General features: G+C 68.0%; 19 protein-coding genes. 5 read left to right on the top strand and 14 right to left on the bottom strand.

Translation table 11 applies throughout. The features are described from left to right. Window positions 1-3: 3 nt before the first annotated feature. From ABD678_RS12990 to ABD678_RS13020, 7 genes are all read right to left on the bottom strand, one after another. Complete coding sequence (locus tag ABD678_RS12990) at window positions 4-1,662, bottom strand: thiamine pyrophosphate-binding protein (RefSeq protein WP_344757453.1); 1,659 nt, start codon at window positions 1,660-1,662, stop codon at window positions 4-6. Between the two features lie 14 nt (window positions 1,663-1,676). Beyond that, complete coding sequence (locus ABD678_RS12995; RefSeq protein ID WP_344757591.1) at window positions 1,677-2,486, bottom strand: ABC transporter ATP-binding protein; 810 nt, start codon at window positions 2,484-2,486, stop codon at window positions 1,677-1,679. A gap of 46 nt (window positions 2,487-2,532) precedes the next feature. Next, window positions 2,533-3,306: an ABC transporter permease gene (locus ABD678_RS13000; RefSeq protein ID WP_344757455.1), complete on the bottom strand. Its 774-nt coding sequence runs from the start codon at window positions 3,304-3,306 to the stop codon at window positions 2,533-2,535. After that, on the bottom strand, window positions 3,303-4,085 hold the full coding sequence (locus tag ABD678_RS13005; protein ID WP_425561991.1) for an ABC transporter permease: 783 nt from the start codon (window positions 4,083-4,085) through the stop codon (window positions 3,303-3,305). The genes ABD678_RS13000 and ABD678_RS13005 overlap by 4 nt, the downstream gene beginning before the upstream one ends. Window positions 4,086-4,161: 76 nt before the next feature. Then, window positions 4,162-5,121 carry an ABC transporter substrate-binding protein gene (locus ABD678_RS13010; protein ID WP_344757459.1) on the bottom strand — a complete coding sequence of 320 codons (960 nt, stop codon included), beginning with the start codon at window positions 5,119-5,121 and terminating at the stop codon, window positions 4,162-4,164. 266 nt (window positions 5,122-5,387) lie between these two features. Then, window positions 5,388-6,227, bottom strand: coding sequence for an IclR family transcriptional regulator domain-containing protein (locus tag ABD678_RS13015; protein WP_344757461.1), 840 nt, complete (start codon window positions 6,225-6,227; stop codon window positions 5,388-5,390). Between the two features lie 45 nt (window positions 6,228-6,272). After that, complete coding sequence (locus ABD678_RS13020) at window positions 6,273-7,442, bottom strand: thiolase family protein (RefSeq protein ID WP_344757463.1); 1,170 nt, start codon at window positions 7,440-7,442, stop codon at window positions 6,273-6,275. Between the two features lie 115 nt (window positions 7,443-7,557). On the opposite strand from ABD678_RS13020, the gene ABD678_RS13025 reads away from it, so the two are divergent. Further along, window positions 7,558-8,781: a 4-hydroxybenzoate 3-monooxygenase gene (locus tag ABD678_RS13025; protein ID WP_344757465.1), complete on the top strand. Its 1,224-nt coding sequence runs from the start codon at window positions 7,558-7,560 to the stop codon at window positions 8,779-8,781. 4 nt (window positions 8,782-8,785) lie between these two features. Here the strand turns inward: ABD678_RS13025 and pcaC are convergent, their stop codons facing one another. From pcaC to ABD678_RS13055, 6 genes are all read right to left on the bottom strand, one after another. Next, complete coding sequence (gene pcaC, locus ABD678_RS13030) at window positions 8,786-9,178, bottom strand: 4-carboxymuconolactone decarboxylase (protein WP_344757467.1); 393 nt, start codon at window positions 9,176-9,178, stop codon at window positions 8,786-8,788. A gap of 27 nt (window positions 9,179-9,205) precedes the next feature. Beyond that, on the bottom strand, window positions 9,206-9,997 hold the full coding sequence (locus tag ABD678_RS13035; protein ID WP_344757469.1) for an alpha/beta fold hydrolase: 792 nt from the start codon (window positions 9,995-9,997) through the stop codon (window positions 9,206-9,208). A 10-nt stretch (window positions 9,998-10,007) separates the two neighbouring features. Beyond that, window positions 10,008-11,390, bottom strand: a complete 1,383-nt coding sequence (pcaB, locus tag ABD678_RS13040; protein ID WP_344757471.1) for a 3-carboxy-cis,cis-muconate cycloisomerase — start codon at window positions 11,388-11,390, stop codon at window positions 10,008-10,010. Continuing rightward, window positions 11,377-11,937 (bottom strand): protocatechuate 3,4-dioxygenase subunit alpha, encoded by a 561-nt coding sequence (pcaG, locus tag ABD678_RS13045; protein WP_344757473.1) that lies wholly within the window; start codon window positions 11,935-11,937, stop codon window positions 11,377-11,379. The genes pcaB and pcaG overlap by 14 nt, the downstream gene beginning before the upstream one ends. Beyond that, window positions 11,934-12,710, bottom strand: coding sequence for a protocatechuate 3,4-dioxygenase subunit beta (gene pcaH / locus ABD678_RS13050; protein ID WP_344757475.1), 777 nt, complete (start codon window positions 12,708-12,710; stop codon window positions 11,934-11,936). The genes pcaG and pcaH overlap by 4 nt, the downstream gene beginning before the upstream one ends. Window positions 12,711-12,778: 68 nt before the next feature. Further along, window positions 12,779-13,618: an IclR family transcriptional regulator gene (locus ABD678_RS13055; RefSeq protein WP_344757476.1), complete on the bottom strand. Its 840-nt coding sequence runs from the start codon at window positions 13,616-13,618 to the stop codon at window positions 12,779-12,781. A gap of 187 nt (window positions 13,619-13,805) precedes the next feature. Here ABD678_RS13055 and ABD678_RS13060 point away from each other — a divergent pair, with 187 nt between their 5' ends. Beyond that, window positions 13,806-14,615 carry a carbon-nitrogen hydrolase family protein gene (locus tag ABD678_RS13060; RefSeq protein ID WP_344757478.1) on the top strand — a complete coding sequence of 270 codons (810 nt, stop codon included), beginning with the start codon at window positions 13,806-13,808 and terminating at the stop codon, window positions 14,613-14,615. A gap of 151 nt (window positions 14,616-14,766) precedes the next feature. Here ABD678_RS13060 and ABD678_RS13065 read toward each other — a convergent pair whose 3' ends face one another. Then, window positions 14,767-15,963 (bottom strand): aminotransferase class I/II-fold pyridoxal phosphate-dependent enzyme, encoded by a 1,197-nt coding sequence (locus ABD678_RS13065; protein WP_344757480.1) that lies wholly within the window; start codon window positions 15,961-15,963, stop codon window positions 14,767-14,769. 82 nt (window positions 15,964-16,045) lie between these two features. Here ABD678_RS13065 and ABD678_RS13070 point away from each other — a divergent pair, with 82 nt between their 5' ends. From ABD678_RS13070 to ABD678_RS13080, 3 genes are all read left to right on the top strand, one after another. Next, complete coding sequence (locus ABD678_RS13070; RefSeq protein ID WP_344757482.1) at window positions 16,046-16,588, top strand: hypothetical protein; 543 nt, start codon at window positions 16,046-16,048, stop codon at window positions 16,586-16,588. A 230-nt stretch (window positions 16,589-16,818) separates the two neighbouring features. Continuing rightward, window positions 16,819-17,352: a PKD domain-containing protein gene (locus ABD678_RS13075; RefSeq protein WP_344757484.1), complete on the top strand. Its 534-nt coding sequence runs from the start codon at window positions 16,819-16,821 to the stop codon at window positions 17,350-17,352. A 167-nt stretch (window positions 17,353-17,519) separates the two neighbouring features. After that, the gene (locus ABD678_RS13080; RefSeq protein WP_344757486.1) at window positions 17,520-19,010 is read left to right on the top strand and encodes a S1C family serine protease; all 1,491 of its coding nucleotides are present in this window, start codon (window positions 17,520-17,522) and stop codon (window positions 19,008-19,010) included. The last annotated feature ends 5 nt before the right edge of the window (window positions 19,011-19,015 follow it).

Here is a 19,015-nt window from a genome sequence, read left to right on the forward strand (position 1 = left end):
GCGCTACTTCGGCTCGCCGACGAACGCATGCGCATCGACCCAGGAGGGGAAGGAGATGGTCTTGGCGTCGATCACGATGGGTGCGGTGCGATCGCCTTCGAGCCACTGCCGCAACCCAGAGAGATCGTCGAGCGATCGGACGGTGATCCCGTCGCACCCGAAGCCGCGGGCGATCGCGGCGATGTCGGTCTCGGGGAACTCGACGACATCCAGCGGCAGCCCGGTATGACCGAAGTGGTGCACCTCGGCTCCGTAGGCGCTGTCGTTGTAGACGACGATGACCATCGGAAGTCCGAGCCGCACCGCCGTGTCGAGCTCGACGAGGCTCATCATGAACCCGCCGTCTCCGACCCCGGTGACCGGCAGTCGATCAGGTCGCGCGACCGCGGCACCGATGGAGGCCGCGAGGGCGAGACCGATGCACTGGAACCCGAGAGGGAGGCAGAAGCCCCGGTCATCCGGCACCTGCAGGTACATGGCCGTGTACTCGGTGTGGCTGCCGGCATCCGCGGTGACGATGCGCTCGGAGGGCAGGAGCTCATCGAGCGCCACGGCGAGCGTGCGCGGGTCGATGCGGGACTCCGAGACCCGCGGCTCGAACGGCTGGTCGCGCCACAGCCGCCCCGATGCGAGCGCTCTCGCCGTCTGCTGGGTGCGGAAGCCCTCGCGAGGCGTGCCGGCGGATCCGAGGGTTCCGGATGCGAGTTCGGCGGCGACGGCGTCCGCGGTCAGGCCGGCATCGCCCAGGACGGTCGATGTGACGCGGCGGTGCCGGGAGAACGCCGCGGCATCGGTATCCACCTGCACGACCGTCGTGTTCTCGACGAGTTCGCCGTTGCGGGTCGTCCACCGGTTGAGCGAGGCGCCGAAGGCGACGATGAGGTCGGCGGCCTGGATCAGCTCCGCCATGGCCGCGTTGGCGAAGCCGCCCATGACGTCGAGGTTCCAGGGGTCGTCGTTGAACAGCCCGCGAGCCATCGCGGTCGTCGCGAGAAGCGCACCGGATGCCGCGGCCAGCCGGATGAGCTCGTCGTGGGCGCTCAAAGCCCCGCGTCCGCCGAGGATCAGGGGTCGTTCGGCGGCGGCGAGTCGCGAAGCGAGGTCGGCGACCGCATCCGCAGAGGCGACCGAAGGCGACGGCGCGTCGGGCAGCGCGGGCGCGGAGCCGGTCCAGTCGAACTCGGCGGCCTGCACGTCGAGGGGGAGCCCCAGGAGCACCGGACGACCTGAGCGGGCTGCGAGGAACGCCTGGGCGGCATCCGCGAGTGCGGTCTGCGGACTCTCGAGCCGGAACGCGAGGGCACCGAGAGCCTCGGCCGCTGCGGCCTGGTCGATCCAGAAGTTGGAGGTCTTCATGGTGCGCGGGGTCTCCCCGGCGACGACGATCAACGGGGTGCGCGCCTTGACGGCTTCACCGATCCCGGTCATCGCGTTGGTGAGGCCAGGCCCCTGGTGGACGCTCACCACGGAGACCTTCCTGGCGAGGCGCGAGTAGCCATCCGCCATGGTGGTCGCACCGCCCTCGTGGCGTGCCGCGACGTAGCTCGCACCCCCGGCGACGAGCGCCGTCGTGACTTCGAAGTTGCCGCTGCCGGCTACCCCGAACACCCTGTCGACACCCCACTGGGCGAGTGCCCGACCGACCGCTTCGCTGACTTTCATGGTTCCGTGGGCGCTCATCGCTTTGCGGCCTTCTGGGTGGCGACGACGCCGGTGGGCTTGCTCGCCTTGGCGAGCTGGATCTGCTCGTAGACATGCGTGCGCAGTTCCGCGAAGCGCTTGCTCGAACGCGTCTCGAGCTGGTCGCGCTCATCCGGCAGGTCGATCCTCAGGTCGTCCTGCACGACGGTCGGCGAGTTGGAGAGCATGATGACGCGCTGCCCCAGGTACACCGATTCGTCGATATCGTGCGTGATGAACAGGATGGTCACGCCCAGCTTGTGCCAGATGTCCCGGATGAGGTCCTCGAGGTCGGCACGCGTCTGGGCGTCGACTGCGGCGAAGGGCTCGTCCATGAGCAGCACCTTGGGCCGGTAGGCGACAGCGCGGGCGATGGCGACGCGTTGCTGCATGCCGCCGGAGAGCTGCCAGGGGTAGCTCTTCGGGACGTGGGAGAGCTCAACGGCGGCCAGGGCATCCGCGACGAGTTTCTCGCGCTCGGCCTTCGGGACGCCCTGATTCTTGAGGGGGAGCTCGACGTTCGCCTGCACGGTCATCCAGGGGAACAGGCTCCGCCCGTACTCCTGGAACACGACGGACATCGCCTTCGGCGGCCCGGAGACCGGTGTTCCAGCGAGTTCGATGGAGCCCGACGTGGGGCTGAGAAGCCCGGCGATGCACTTGAGAAGGGTCGTCTTGCCGGCGCCCGAAGGTCCGACGATACAGATGAGCTCACCATCCGCGACGTCGAAGGTGAGGTTGCGCACGGCTTCGATCTCGCCGCCGGTGACCTGGTACACCTTCTTGAGATTCTTGATCGAGAGCATCGGTCTGGCAGTGGTGGTGCCCATGGTCGTCGTTCCCATTCCCTGGTCAGCTGTCACGTTGAACCTCCTTGAGCCCTCGGTACCAGCGCAGCACCATGCCTTCCGCGGCCTTCGAGATCATCGACAGGGCGATCCCGATGAGCCCGAGCACGATGATGCCGCTCCACATCTCGGGGATCGCGAAGCTGCGCTGGTACAACACGATGGTGAACCCGAGCCCGGACGATCCGCCGAACATCTCGGAGATGACCATGAGGATGAGGCCGATGGACAGGCTCTGCCGGACCCCGGCCATGATCTGCGGGCTCGCGGCTGGCAGCACGAGGTGCCTCAGGCGGGCGAACCCGTCGATGCGGTAGGTGCGGCTCGTGTTGACGAGAACCTCATCGACCGCCCGCACTCCTTCGACGGTATTGAGCAGCACCGGCCAGATCGCCCCGGAGACGATGACGGCGATCCTCATCTGGTCGGTCGGCCCGATGAGCAGCAGGAACAGGGGGACGAGGACCGGTGGCGGAATGGCCCGGAAGAACTCGAGGAGAGGCTCGGTGAGGCTGCGAAGCCAGCGGAAGGAGCCGATGAGCACGCCGAGCACGATTCCGAGCACGATCGTCGCGATGAGGCCGATGATGAGCCGGATGACGCTCGGGATGAAGTCGGTGACGAATCGTGGACCCGCCCACACCTCGAAGAAGGTCTGGCCGAGTTCACCGGGGGTGGGGACGAAGAAGTTCTTCGGCCCGAGCGTCAGGATCCACCAGATGAGGACGAGCAGGATGGGGAGCCCGACGAAGTAGGCCACGCGCTTGACGATGCTCATGCGACGACCTCGCTGCGGATCGAACTGTGCCAGGAGAGGAGCTTCCTCTCGAGGAAGCGCATGACGAGGTTGATGATGATGCCGATGACGCCCGTGGCGACGATGAGGGCGTACATCTCGGGGACGGCGCCGCCCGACTGGGTCAGGGCGATCTGATAGCCGAGGCCGGGGCTCCCGATGACGAGTTCTGCCGTGATGGCCAGGATGAGAGCGACCGCGGAGGCGAGGCGGATGCCGGTCATGAGGTAGGGGAGGACCGTGGGCCAGACGACGTACCTGGCCCGGGCGAACAGGCCGAGGCCGTAGCTGCGGGCGGTGTTGTCGGCGACCGGGTCGACATCCGCGACGCCGTAGAGCACCTGAAGGAGCACCTGCCAGAAGGAGGCGTAGATGATGAGGAGCAGCGAGGACTCGATCTTGACACCGAGGAGGAGCACGGCCAGTGGGATGAGGGCGACGGACGGGATCGGCCGGAGGAACTCGATGGTCGTGTAGGTGGCCTTGCTGAGGAACGAACTGGACCCGATGAGGAGCCCGAGGATCACGGCCGAGACGACGGAGACGCCGAGACCGATCGTCCAGGCGAGCATGGTCTCGCCGACGTCGCCCCAGAACGCCGGTTGGCCGAGGTAGTCGACGAGGGTCTTCAGGACCGTGCTGGCCGGCGGCAGGAACCTCTCCTGCACGATCCCGAGCCGGGGGGTCAGCTCCCAGGCGAGCAGGAACAGCAGGATGCCGGTGATCCCGAGGACCGGTCCGGTCACTTTCCGGGAGGGCATCCTGCTGCTCGAGCTCGTCACTGGGTTCGACCTTCTTATCTCAGAACGGTGTTGTCTCTGTGCTGCGAGGCTGCCACTACGGCAGCAGGGCGTCGAGGTCCGGAGCCTTGGAGAGCGTTCCGTAGCCCGCCGCAGCAGCACCCAGCTTGGTGAGAGCGTCGCGGTTGAACTCCACGTTGAACTTCGGCAGAACCATGGCGTCGAGCTGGTCGAGCGTCATCTTCGTGTAGGTCGTGACGATCTGCTTGACCTCGTCCGGGTGGCTGTCGGCGTACTCGAGCGACTTGTTCATCGCCGTCTGGAAGGCCTTCACGAGTTCGGGCTTGTTCTGGTAGTTCTCGAGCGTCGTAAAGTAGCCTGCGATGTCCAGTCCGGGATCGAAGTCGGAGAAGTTGTACGTGATGACGCGTGCCCCGTTCGCAACGGCCGAGTCGAGGAACGGTGCGAGGATCCACGCTGCATCGACCTGGTTGTTGGTGACCGCAGCCTCGGCATCCGGGAACGCCACCTCGACGAACTTGATCGTCGAGGAGTCCCCGCCATCATCGTCGACGACCGTGCGGATGGTCGTGTCGCCGATGTTGGAGAGGTTGTTGACCGACACGGTCTTGCCGGAGAGGTCGGCCGGAGTCTGGATGGGCGAGTCAGCGTTCACGATGACGGCGCCGAAGTCCGGGTTGCCCGCCGTCGAGTTGCCGTTGGCGACGTACTTGAGCGCGAGCCCCTGGTCGTTGGCGACCATGCCGGAGACATAGTTGCCGAAGGCGAAATCGTAGCTGCCTGCAACGACGCCGGGGACGGACGCTGCACCACCGGTGGTCGGCTGGACCGTGACGTCGAGACCTTCGTCGGAGAAGAAGCCCTTTTCGACGCCGAGCCAGATGGGGGCGGTGTCGACGATGGGAATGACGCCCACGGTGATCTTGGTGGGCTGGTCGGCGCTGGGCGCGTCGTCACCGTTCCCGGCGGGGGCTCCGCAGGCGGCGAGTGCGAGGACGGACGCGAAGGCAAGTCCGGCCATTAGTGCTTTCTTCATGGTCACTCCTTTGTGATGGCAAAACTTCACCAGATGCAGACTTGTTCGGGATGCGAACGAGTGTTCTCAAGACAATACAATCTTTCTGCGCTGTTCGTCAAGCGGCTCGGATCGCGCAGGCGCCTGCGGAGTACAGATCCCCGGCGCGAAGGCACGACACAGCCCGAGGCTTCCGTTCGGCGGGAGCCTGGGGCGATGGATGCGGACAACCGCAGGAAGGCGAGATCGCCTCTGAGGCGGAGCCCCACTACCGGGACGCGCCGACGTCAGAGGGGGTGGCTGGTGGGGCTCAGTCCGTGGCTGGATGGCTTCGAGAACGGGCGTGAAGCCGTGAGGTCCTCGCTGATCCGCTCGGCGGCGAGCCGCAGCTGCGGCAGGAGGTTCTCCTCGATGGACTCGATCGTGTGACTGTTGGCCGTCGTCGAGACGTTGATGGCGGCGATGGTCTCGCGACCATGGAAGATCGGCGCGGCAATCGACCGCAGGCCGTTCTCGAGCTCCTGGTCGACCATGGCCCAGCCCTGCTCGCGAACGCGGTCCAACTCTGCGACGAGGGCGTCACGCGTGCGGATGGTGTGCGAGGTGAGTCCCTCGAAGTCGATCCCGTCGAGTTGCCGGGCAAGGTCGTCGGGCGTGAGAGAGGAGAGCAGCACGCGCCCCATCGAGGTCGCGTAGGCGGGGAACCGTGTCCCGATGTTGATGCGCACCGACATGATCCGTCGGGTGGGAACGCGGGCGACATAGACGATGTCGGGGCCGTCGAGGACGGAGGCCGAGGTGGACTCGTGGATGCTCGCCGCGAGCTGCTCGAGGTGCGGCTGGGCGATCTCCGGCAGGGTGAGGGCGGAGAGGTAGCTGAAGCCCAGCTCCAGCACGCGTGCGGTGAGCGAGAACATCCGCCCGTCCGTCTTGACGTAGCCGAGCTCGAGGAGCGTGAGCAGGAAGCGCCGGCTCGTCGCGCGCGTGAGCTCGGTGCGCCGGGCGATGTCGCTCAGGGTCATCTCGGGGTGGTCGGCGTCGAAGCTTCGGATGACGGCGAGGCCACGCGCGAGCGACTGGACGTACTGCCCGCTCGGGTCGGGTGAACGGCCGGTGGATTCGGTCATCCCACTATCCTCCATGCTCCCGAGCGATGCGTTGCCGTGGCTCGCTCACCGTTCGAGCACAATCGCGAGCCCCTGCCCCACGCCGATGCAGATCGCGGCGACGCCGACGCCGCCACCGCGGCGGGCGAGCTCATGCGCGACGTGGCCGACGATACGCGCTCCGGATGCGCCGAGCGGATGTCCGATGGCGATCGCGCCGCCGTGGATGTTGACCTTCTCCGGATCGAGCTCGGGCCAGAGCTTCAGACAGGCGAGGCTCTGCGAGGCGAAAGCCTCGTTGAGCTCGACGACGTCGACATCCGCCCAGGTCTTCCCGGCGCGGGCGAGGGCTTTGTTGGCGGCCTCGACGGGCGCGATGCCGAAGATGTCGGGGTCGACGGCGTGCACCCCGCGGGAGACGATGCGCGCGAGCGGTTCGGTGTCGAGCGCGTTCTCCGCGCCGATCACGAGGGCGCCGGCGCCGTCGTTGAGGGGGGAGGAGTTGCCGGCGGTGACCGAGCCGGTCTCGCGGAAGGCCGGCTTCAGCGCGGCGAGCGCTTCGAGGGAGCTGTCGGCGCGGATGCCCTCGTCGCGTACGAGGTCGACCCCCGGTACCGCGACGACTTCGTGGTCGTAGACTCCGGCGTCCCATGCAGCGGCGGCGAGGCGGTGGCTGCGCAGCGCGAAGGCATCCTGCTCCTCGCGGGTGATGTCGTAGCGGTCGGCGAGGATCTCGGCGGTCTCGCCGAGCGGGATGCTCCACTGGCCGGGCATCCGCGGGTTGACCATGCGCCAGCCGAGCGTCGTGGAGTACATGGTCTCGTGGCCGGCCGGGTACGGCTTCGCCGGCTTGAGTACGACCCAGGGGGCACGGCTCATCGACTCGACGCCGCCGGCGAGCATGAGGTTCGCGTCTCCGGTCTCGATCGCCCGACTCGCCTGGATGATCGCCTCGACGCCGGAGCCGCACAGGCGGTTCGTCGTGGCGCCGGGCACCGAGGTGGGGAACCCGGCGAGGATGGCCGCCATCCGAGCGACGTTGCGGTTGTCCTCGCCCGCTCCGTTGGCGTCGCCGAGGATGATGTCGTCGACGCTCGCCGGGTCGAGGGAGGGGTTGCGTTCGAGGATCTGCGCGAGCACGGTGGCGGCGAGGTCGTCCGGACGCACTCCGGCGAGTGCCTTGCCGAGTCGACCGAAGGGCGTGCGGATCGCGTCGTAGACGAAACTGGCGGACATCCGACCCCCGTGTCATGGTGTGCGAGGAGCGCATTGTGCGCTCAGTGAACGAGTGTTCTTATGATGAGCGTATCATTGGGGCTACGACCCGGCAATGGAGCGAGAGGACGACCGCGTGCCCACCACAACGAAACTCACCACTCAGGTGGCCATTGTCGGCGGCGGCCCGGCGGGGCAACTGCTTTCGCACCTTCTTCGGCTCTCCGGCATCGACAGCGTAGTCCTCGAACTCCGCGACCGTGACTACACGATCCAGCGGGTGCGCGCCGGCGTGCTCGAGCACGGCGCCGTCGAACTGCTACGCGAGGTGGGACTCGGCGAGCGGCTCGACCGCGAAGGCCAGGAGCACCACGGGATCAACCTCCAGTTCGACGGGGAGCGCCACAACGTGTCGTTCCACGACCTCATCGGCCGATCCGTCTGGGTGTACGGGCAGCAGGAGGTCATCAAGGACCTCATGCAGGCCCACGATGCGGCAGGCACCCCGGCGCGCTACAGCGTCTCGGATGTCCGGGTCGAGGACATCTTGAGCGACACGCCCGTCGTGTACTTCACCCAGGACGGGCAGGACTACGAACTGCGGGGCGACTTCGTCGTCGGCTCGGACGGCGCGCACGGGGTCTGCCGGCCGACCATTCCCGCCGAGCACAAGAAGACCTACCGGCGCGACTACCCCTTCGGCTGGCTCGGGATCCTCGCCCATGTCCGTCCCTCGACCGAGGAGCTCATCTACTCGCTCCACGAGCGCGGCTTCGCCATGCACAGCATGCGCTCGGAGAAGGTCTCCCGTCTTTACTTGCAGGTCGACCCGCACGATGACATCGCGAACTGGTCGGATGAGCGCATCTGGTCCGAACTCGACACCCGGCTCGGCATCCCGGGCTGGACACTGCACCACGGCGAGATCTTCGACAAGAGCATCACCCCCATGCACAGCTTCGTGAGCGACCCGATGCGCTACGGTCGGCTGTTCCTCGCCGGCGACTCCGCACACATCGTGCCGCCGACCGGTGCGAAGGGACTGAACCTCGCGATCGCGGACGCCGCCTATCTCCACGAGGCGCTCACCGACTGGTATCGCGATGGCAGCGAGACCGGGCTCGACGAGTACTCGCCGCGGTCGCTGCGTCGCGTCTGGCAGATTCAGCACTTCTCGAGCTGGATGACGAGGATGCTGCACCGGTTCGACGAGTCGGCCGAGGGCGGGCATCCGGAGAACGTGGACTACGACTACCACGTGCAGCTCGGCCAATTGCGCCTGCTGACCTCCTCGGAGCGCGCCATGTCGCACCTCGCCGAGGTTTACACCGGCCTGCCGATGCTCACGCGTCAGCGTTGATGCCTCACTGACCTTCGGCGAGCACCTCCTGCGCGACGCGGAACGCGGAGTTCGCTGCCGGCACCCCGCAATAGATTCCGCTCTGCAGGATGATCTCCTTGATCTCGTCGCGACTCAGGCCGTTCGTGATCGCGGCCCGGATGTGCATGCCCAGCTCGTCGAAGTGCCCGTGTGCGATGAGCGCGGTGATCGTGATCGCGCTCCGGATGCGGCGGTCCAGCCCCGGCCGCGACCACACGTCCCCCCACGCGGTGCGGGTGATGAAGTCCTGGAAGTCGGCGGTGAAGTCGTCCATGCGAGCGTTGGCGGCGTCGACATGCGCGTCGCCGAGCACCTCACGGCGCACCCGCATCCCCTGCTCCCGCCTGATGTCGTCATTCAGGGCGTCGTGTGTCACGTGTTGCCTCCCGTTGTGAACTGCCTTCTATGATGTGCCTGCCAGGAAATGCTCGATGAGCCGGGTCGCCACGTGCTCCGGCTGCTCGGCCGGGGCAAGGTGCCCGGCATCCGCGATCTCAGTCGCGCGACCGCCCGGGACCGCTGCGGCGAACTCGGCCACGGCATCCGGGGTCGCGACCGTGTCGTATTGACCCGAGAGCGCGAGGAACGGCATCCGGAGTTCGCCGAGCCGTGGACGGGCGTCGTACTCGGCCAGCACCTCGCAGCACAGCGCATAGCTCTCGTCGTCGGCGTCGCTCAGCACGTGCAGAAGCGCGCTCGAGATGCGCGGGTTCGCGGCGATGAAGTCCGGCCCGAACCACCGGCCCGCCGAGGGGACGACAAGCGCGGCCGTCGACTGCGCGCGCACGAGTGCCGCCCGATCCAGCCATGCCGATGGCTCGCCGAACTTCGGGACCGAGCAGATGGTCGAGAGCGCGCTGACCCGATCCGGATGCCGCAGCGCGAGCTCGACACCGACCGCGCCGCCCAGGGAGACGCCGGCATAGCCGAAACGACGGTCGCCTCGCTCCCCGGCACCGTGTTCGTCGGCGAGCCGCAGCACCCCATCGGCGAGGTCGGCGAGCGTGAACGGCTCTGTGGCAGGCCGGGAGAGACCGTGACCGGGCAGGTCCCAGCTGAGGATCGAGAAGTGTGGCGCGAGCAGCTCGATGGCGTCGTCCCAGAGCGGCTCAGCGGTGCCGAGGGATGGCCCGAGCACGAGCAGGGGAGCGGCGTCCGAGCCGCTGTGCACGGCGGTGAGAGCGGGGATGCTCACAGTACCGGGCTCACAGTCCTGTGCTCCCGGTCGCCCGGACGTGCGCGAGCGCGCGGTCGATGAGCGCGTCGCTCGCGCCGAGGTAGGCGAGGGGGTCGAGCAGCTCCCGGATGCGCTCCGCGTTCCAGTCGGGCAGTGCGGCCTGCAGACGCCCGCCGAGCCCGTCCGGGTCGCCGGCGGACTCGGCGATGAGCTTCCGGACCGTGTCGGCTCCGAGGACGGGGCCGACGGCGAGGCTGACGCGTTCGCTCACGATGAGCGGGCCGGTCATGGCGAGATTGGCGCGCATCCGCTCCGGGTCGATCCGCAGACCTCCCGTGAGCTCGGCGGCGAGCGAGGCTGCACCGCCGACACAGCGGAGGAGTTCGCGCAGGTTCTGCCACTCGGCATGCCAGGCGCCGTCCGGCCTCTCATCGACCGCGATCGCGCTGCGGTGCAGCTCGGCAGCGAGGCCGGGGGCAGTGCGGGTCGCCGCGTGGATGAGCACACTGCGCGCGGGGTTCTGCTTCTGGGGCATGCTGCTGGAGCCGCCGCCGGTCGGCTCGTGCAGTTCGGAGATCTCGGTGCGCGAGAGCAGCGCGACGTCGACGCCGATCCTGCCGAGCGCGCCCGCCGAGCCGGCCAGGGCATCCGCGAGCCGCACGACGGGGGTACGCACTGTGTGCCACGGCAACGGCGGCGACGACAGGCCGAGTCGCGCCGCATAGACTTCGGCGAGTTCGACGGCGTGACCGGGGGCGAGCTCCTCGAACGACGCCAGCGTTCCGGAGGCGCCGCCGAGCTGCGCGGGCAGCGCCTCCGCGACCGCGGCGAGGAAGCCGCGCGCATCCGACACCCCCATGAGCCAGCCGGCCGCCTTGAGCCCGAAGGTGATCGGGACACTGTGCTGGGTGAGACTGCGCCCCGCCATGGGCGTTCCTCGGTGCTTCTCGGCGAGTGCGGCCAGGGCTGCGACCGTCGCGTCGAGATCGCCTGTGACGAGCCGGATGGCGCGCCGGGCGACGAGCATGAGCGCGCTGTCGAGGATGTCCTGGCTCGTCGCCCCGAGGTGAACGAACCGGGCGGCGCGGGGGTCGGCCGCGGTGACCGCGCGCCTCAGCTCGGCGACGAGCGGGATGACCGGGTTGCCTCCTGCGCGCGAGCCGGCCGCGAGGGCGACGAGGTCGAACCGCGCCGTGGCGGCCACCTCGCGGATGACCTGTGCCGCAGCATCCGGAACCGCGCCGACGGCGGCTCCGGCCTCCGCGAGGGCGACTTCGGCATCCAGCATCGCGCGCAGCACCGCGGGATCGCCTGTCTCGTCGGCGACCGGTGTGCCTGCCCAGGCGGGCGACAGGAGGCCGACATCCGCCGAGGCGGGGAGGTCATCCGAAGCCTGCTCATCCGAAGTCAAGGAAAACCGTCTCCTCGTCCCCCTGCAGGTGGAAGTCGTGATGCAGCGACCCGTCGGGCTGACGGGTTGCCATCAGGGTAGCCCGTTGCTCGGTGAGGAGCGAGGAGAGGAGGGGGTCTTTCGCGGCGAGCTCGTCGAAGCCGGGCAGGTAGATGCGCGAGTGCAGCTTGTCGGTGAGTCCGCGGGCGAAGACGAGACAGGCGAAGAACGGGGCGGATGCCGAACCGGCGAGCACGCCCGGCTCGACCGTCGTGAACGAGTACCGGCCGTCACGGGTCGTCGCCGAGCGCCCGAACCCGGTGAAGGTGTGTCCGTCGCGCGTCAGCGAGCCGCGGGTGCGGGGGATCTCGCCGCGCTCATCCGGTTGCCACAGTTCGACGAGCGCATCCGGGATCGGTGTGCCCGCGCCGTCGAAGACGGTGCCGCTGAGGCGCACGGCGCCCGGGTGGTGAGCGGGGACGAGCTCCCCGCCGCCCTCGTAGGGCAGGGCGTAGCCGAAGAACGGGCCGACGGTCTGGCCGGGGGTCGGCGGCGGTTTCCGGTTCATTCGTCGCCGCCTTCCGGCTCGGTCCAGGTTCGCTGCGGCCCGGTGAGCACGATGTCCCAGCGGTAGCCGAGCGACCACTCGGGGGAAGTGAGCTCGTGGTCGTAGTTCGCGACGAGCCGCGCGCGGGCGTCGTCGTCGACGATCGAGTTGTAGATCGGGTCGAGCGGGAACAGCGGGTCGCTGGGGAAGTACATCTGCGTGACGATGCGCTGGGTGAAGGCGTTGCCGAAGAGCGAGAAGTGGATGTGGGCTGGTCGCCAGGCGTTCGTATGGTTCTTCCAGGGGTAGGCGCCCGGTTTGATCGTGACGAACCGGTACGAGCCGTCGTCGCCCGTGATCGTGCGGCCGGTTCCGGTGAAGTTGGGGTCGATGGGCGCCGGATGCTGGTCCCGCTTGTGGATGTACCGCCCGGCCGAGTTCGCCTGCCACACCTCGACGAGTTGGTTGCGCACGGGACGACCCTCGCCGTCGAGCACGCGCCCGGTCACGAGGATGCGCTCACCGAGCGGCTCGCCGGAGTGCTGGAGGGTGAGGTCGGCTTCGATGTCGGCGACATCCGTGTGGCCGAAGGCGGGGGAGACGAGTTCGATCGTCTCCGGGTCGACGTGGTGCAGGTCCTTGGTGGGATGCCGCAATACGCTGCTTCGATACGGCGGGTAGTCGAGGGTGGTGCGGTCGTCGACGGGTTCGCCGCTCGCCCGGGCGGCCTGGTAGGCGGCTTTCTTCGCGTCGATCTCGGCGGTGATCTCGTGCTGGCTGGAGAGTTCGGCCACGGGTGCTCCTTCGTGCGTCGATGCGAGCGTGACATCTTTGCCGGGCGGACTCAACGAGTGGTTTCCGCTCAGTGGAAGTCACTGATGCCGTGACGGGCCATGAGCGCGGCGAGGTCGTCGGCCAGGCCGGCTGCCGCGCGCGAGAGCACCGGGACGAGGCGCGCGGGGTCGGCCCTCGCGGTGTGGGTGACGACGCCGACCGCAGCGAGCGGGGCGGCATCCGGATGTCCGACGGCGATGTCGGTGGATGATGTGTCGGTGGATGCGCTGCTGCCCGGGCTGCGAACCGGCACCGCGATCGAGGTGTTGCCGAGCGTCTGCTCCTGGTGGGTCACGCTGTAGCCGCGCTCGCGGATCTCCCGCAGCTGCGTGCGCAGGCGTGGTTCCGAGGTGATGGAGAACGTCGTCGGCCGTTCGAGGCGGCGGGAGAAGTATGCGGTGAGATAGTCCTGACCCTGCCAGGCGAGCAGCACCTTGCCGACGCCCGTCGTGTGCAGCGGAAGCCGTCCGCCCATCCGGCTCATCGTGGGCACCGAGTTCGGGCCGACGAGCCGCGCGACATAGAGGGCCTCGAAACCGTCGAGGATCGCGAAGTGCACGTTCTCGGCCGTGGCCTCATAGAGCGTGAGGAGCCAGGGGAGCGCGGTCTCGCGAAGCTCCAGGCTGATCGGACTGATCTCGCCGAGTTCCCAGAGGCGGCGCCCGACGGTGTAGCGCCCGTCGGCGGCGCGGTCGACGAGGCCGGTCTTCGCGAGCTCGGCGAGCATCCGGTGGGTGGTGGATGCGGCGAGCCCCGAACGCGCGGAGAGTTCGGTGAGCGTGAGGCGCCGGTGGGCCTCATCGAAAGCGGTGAGGATGCGTGAGGCGCGGGCGAGGGCGGAATCGCTGTCCGCTGCGCCGCCCGCCATCCGGCAATTCTACTCAGTGGAAGCGCCGTCGCCCGATCTGAACTCGTCCGCCCGTCGTCCCAAATGAAGGCATTTCGTGCCGCGCGCGCGATCCAACGTTGTGACTACGGCGATGGCAGACTGAAATGCCTTCATTTGGGACAAGACTGGATGCCGCGCAGGGTGACCCACCTCCTAGGCTTGAGTCATGACCGACGACTCCACCGCGATCGCCGTCGCCCAGTTCGCGCCGGGCGACGACACCGCCCAGAACCTCGCGGACATCCGCTCGCTCGCCACCCGCGCTGCGGGCCGCGGCGCGAAGCTCGTCGTCTTCCCCGAATACTCCTCCTTCTTCGTGCCCGAGCTCGGGGAGCGCTCGGTCGCCGCCGCCGAACCGCTCGACGGGCCCTTCGCCACCGCGCTCGCCGCGCTCGCCGCCGAGCTGGGCATCCACCTCGTCGCCGGCATGCTCGAGACGACCGTCGATCCGAAACGTTTCTCGAACACACTCCTCGCATTCGACGGCTCCGGGAGCCTCGTCGCGAAGTACCGCAAACTGCACCTCTACGACGCGTTCGGACAGAAGGAGTCCGACTGGGTCGTCGCCGGCCCCGTCGAACAGCCGGAGACCTTCGCGCTCGGCGGGCTCACCGTCGGCCTGCAGACCTGCTACGACGTGCGCTTCCCCGAGGTCACCCGCCGGATCGTGGATGCCGGCGCCGACCTCATCCTGCTTCCGAGCGAGTGGGTGCGCGGTCCGCTCAAGGAGCACCACTGGCGCACCCTCGTCACGGCGCGCGCCCTCGAGAACACCGTCTACCTCGTCGCGGCCGACCAGGCGCCGCCCGTCGGTGCGGGTAACAGCATGATCGTCGACCCCATGGGCATCGAACTCGTCACGATCGGCGAGAACACGGATGTCGCCCTCGCCTGGGTCTCCGCCGCCCGCATCGCCGAGGTGCGCGCCGTCAATCCGGCGCTCACGCTCCGGCGGTTCGGCGTCACCCCGCGCTAGACCGCTCCTGAGGTCTGCTCCTAGCCCACCAGGTCCCATTCTCCCGTTGACTCGGGCCATTTTGTGGGTACCGCTGCATGACTACCCACAAGATGACCCGAGTCAACGAAGGAAATGACGCGCAGGAGGCCAGTGAGAGCAGACTCACGGCTCAGCGATGCAGGTCGGCCAGCTGCGCGGATGCCCGCTCCAGCACCTCGGTCTTCTTGCAAAAGGCGAACCGGATGAGCGAGCCGTACTCGTCCCGCCTCTCCGGCCGCACGAAGGCGGTGACCGGAATGCCCACCACTCCGGCGAGTTCGGGCAACCGGCGACAGGCTTCGTCTGCGTCGGTGAAGCCGAGCGGGGCGGCATCCGCGATCACGAAGTAGCCGCCTCGCGGGCGTGAGACCGTGAACCCCGCGGCGACGAGCCCGGCCGACAGCAGGCCGCATTTCGCCTCGAGTGTGGCGGCGGCATCCGCGAAGAAGGAGTCGGGGAGGCCGAGCCCGACGGCGATCGCCGGCTGGAACGGCGCACCGTTGACGAAGGTGAGGAACTGCTTGACGGCGAGGATCGCCTGGATGAGCTCTGCCGGCGCGGTGATCCAGCCGATCTTCCAGCCGGTCGTGCTGAAGGTCTTGCCGCCGCTCGAGATGCTGACGGTGCGTTCACGCGCACCGGGCAGGCTCGCGATCGGTATATGCCGTTCGCCGAATACGAGGTGCTCGTAGACCTCGTCGGTCACGATGATCGCGTCGTGCTCGTGCGCGAGTTCGACGATCAGTTCGAGCGTCTGCCTGCTCAGGATGCTGCCGGTCGGGTTGTGCGGGTCGTTGATCAGGATGATGCGGGTGCGGTCGGTGACCGCCGCACGCAACTCGTCGTGGTCGGGCTGGAAGTCGCTACCGCGCAGCGGCACCGTGACGTGGCGCACGCTTGCGAGCCCGGCGATGGCCGCGTAGGAGTCGTAGAACGGCTCGAGCGTGACGAGTTCATCGCCCTCCTCGGTGAGCGCGAGGATGGTCGCCGCGAGCGCCTCGGTCGCCCCCGCGGTGACCAGCACTTCCCGGTCGGGGTCGACGCCCAGCCCGTAGAAGCGCTCCTGGTGAGCTGCGATCGCGTTGCGCAGCACCGGCATTCCGAGGCCGGGCGGGTACTGGTTGACCCCGTCGCTGATGGCCTGCCGTGCAGCCTCGAGCACCTCGGCCGGGCCGTCCTCGTCGGGGAAGCCCTGCCCGAGGTTGATCGCACCGGTCGAGACCGCGAGGGCGGACATCTCCGCGAAGATCGTGGGCCGCTGCTCGCCGTCGTCGCCGAGCAGCATAGCTCCGCGCGCCGCTCGCTGCCAGGAACCATGCACCGTCATACCGCCACGCTAGCGCGACTTGTGGATAACTTTGGCGCGCTGCCACTTGCGTGCTCTACTCTCGATCCCCATGGGGTTTCGGATGCTGCGCACTGCAGCCGCGTTGGCCGCCGTCCTGCTGTTGGCCGGTTGCATACCCGGCGAACCCGTCATCACGCCCGAGCCCGACCCGGATGCGACACCCGTCTTCGCCTCCGATGAGGAGGCGCTCGCGGCGGCGACCGAGGCGTATGCGAAGTACCGAGAGGTGCTCGACAAGATCTTCATCGGCGGCGCGACTGATCTAAGCCAACTCGAAAACGTCGCCACGGGTGATCAATTGCAGACTGAATCCGACGCATTTGCGGAGGTCAATGAGCGGGGGTTGCATAGCTCGGGCGGGACCACTTTTGAAGTTCAGGAGCTTCAGCAGTATGACGCCGGTGCTTCCGATGGCAAGTCGATCATCATCGTCTACATATGCGAGAACGTATCTGCGGTTGATGTATTTGATCAGTCGGGAGCGTCGATCGTTTCGAGTACCCGCCCGGACACTTCGTTATATGAGGTGACATTTGATTGGGCAACCAAGATGAACGATTTGCTTGTCTCGCATAAGGAACTTTGGTCAGATCAGCCATGCTGAGGGTCGCGAGCGTAATTTGCATTGCCATCACAGTCGGTGGCTGGATAGCGATTAGCCAGACCAGCGCTGCGGCGGCCGCGGGAACTTGCAGTGACCTGTCCGCGCAGACAACTGGTTGTCCAGAGGTAACCGTTGAGGTCGACCCGGACGAGGTCATCCTCGAGGGCGAGGTCGACATCCCCAGCACGACCGACCCGCGGGCGGCAGGTCCGAGCGGTCCGGCGCCCACGATGCCGCCGCTCACGGTCGATCGGCCGGACTACACGGTCACCATGCCGGTGACGCTCTCCGACCTCGCAAGGTTCCGCCCGGACCCCGGCACCGATCACATGCAGCCGAACCGCTGGATGGTCGTCGGGCTCGACACCAACTTCTACGCGCGCGCCACGCAGCACGTCAAGTCGGGGACGCTGCTCGGTCGCCCCGCATCCGTGCGGTTCACGCCCGTGCGCTACCGCTGGGCCTATGGCGACGGCGCGACCCGCACCACCGCAACCCCCGGGGCGACCTGGCAGGTGCTCGGCCTCCACGAGTTCGATGCAACCGCGACGAGCCACGTCTACCGCAACCCCGGCACCTACTACATCGACCTCACCATCGGGTACGCCCCCGAGTACCGCTATGCGGACGGGACCGAGTGGATCCCGGTCTCCGGTGTCATCTGGGTCCCGGCGAACCGGCTCGTCGCCGAAGCGGCAGCTGGGGCGAAGACCGTCCTGGTCGAGGATGAGTGCACCATCAACCCGTCCGGGCCGGGCTGCTGACTCGCGGCGGCTGACTCGCCGTCGATTCCGGGTCGGCCCGCGCTGGATCGCTCCTTCGTCGGCCCCGCCCGGCACACTCAGGCAGACTGGTCGGCGGGCTCTCAGCGCAGACAAATACAATGTTCAGGCTGCGGTTGGATGCTGAGCCTGCTTGGAAGGAGCACCCGATGACTGAGAACCCCCAGACCCCCGGTGAGAACCAGACCCCCGGTGAGAACGAACCCACGCCGATGAGCACCGCTCCGATCGAACCCACCCGAGCCGAGACGGCGCCGATCGATCCTGCACAGGCCGAGACGGTACCGATCTCCCCGGCATCCCCATCGCACGCTCCCAACAGCACAGCTCCGGTCAGCCCTGCTCCGGTCAGCCCCACTCCGGTCAGTACAGACGAGAAGTGGGCTCCCGCTGCACCCTCCGCTTCCGCCGCGAAGAAGTCCGGTTCGCTCGGTGTCGTCGCCGCGCTCGCCGTGGGCGCGCTCGTCGGCGGCGTATCCGGTGCGGGCGTCGCCGTGTGGGCCGTCACTTCCAGCATCCACTCGAACACCACGGCCACCGGAACCGGGGCGCCCGCGACCATCACCGTGAACGACGCGGCGGATGCCTCGCTCGTCACCGCGATCGCCGCGAAGGCAGGTCCGTCAGTCGTCACCATCTCGGTCCGGGGCAATACCGCGGCGGGAACGGGTTCGGGCGTCATTCTCACGGAGGACGGCTACATCCTCACCAACACGCACGTCGTCACGCTCGACGGAGAGTCGGCGCATCCCGACATCAACGTGGAGACCTACGACGGGCATCTCTACACGGCGAAGCTCGTCGGCACCGATCCGATCACAGACCTCGCGGTCGTCAAGGTCGAGGGAACCTTCCCGGCGCTCCAGTTCGCCGACTCGAGCAAGCTCAACGTCGGCGATCTGACCGTGGCGATCGGTGCTCCTCTCGGACTCTCCAACACCGTGACGAACGGCATCGTGAGCGCGCTCAACCGCAGCATCACGGTCTCCTCGTCTGCGGCGCCCGACGAGGGCGACAGCCAGAACCCCGACGGCAACGGCGGCAGCGGCCCGTTCAACTTCTGGGAGTTCCCGGGCCAGGGCGGCAACGACGGCGAGCAGCAGGTCCCGTCGGCCGCGCAGCAGGCGAACATCTACCTTCCCGTCGTGCAGACGGATGCGGCCATCAACCCCGGCAACTCCGGTGGCGCACTGCTCGACAAGGATGGCAAGGTCATCGGCATCAACGTCGCGATCGCCGGCACCGGCTCGAACACGGGCACCCAGTCCGGCAGCATCGGCGTGGGTTTTGCGATCCCGTCGAACCTGGCCAAGCGCGTCGCCTTCGACCTCATCAACGACGGCACGGCGACGCACGGTCTGCTCGGCGCCACGATCATGGATGTCACAGGTGACAGCGCCATCAAGACGAAGACCTTCGTGGGTGCGAGCGTCCAGTCGGTCACGAATGGCGGCGCCGCGCAGAAGGCAGGCATCCGCAAGGGCGACATCATCACCGGCTTCAACGGGCTTCCGATCACCGGAAGCAACGACCTCACCGCTCAGGTTCGGGCCGCCGAGGCCGGGTCGGATGCGACGGTCACCTACGTGCGCAACGGCAAGGCCACCACGGTGTCGGTGACGCTCGGCGAGTTGAAGTAAGCAAC

The sequence above is a fragment of the Leifsonella bigeumensis genome (assembly GCF_039537265.1).
In the GTDB taxonomy this organism is placed as follows: domain Bacteria; phylum Actinomycetota; class Actinomycetes; order Actinomycetales; family Microbacteriaceae; genus Terrimesophilobacter; species Terrimesophilobacter bigeumensis.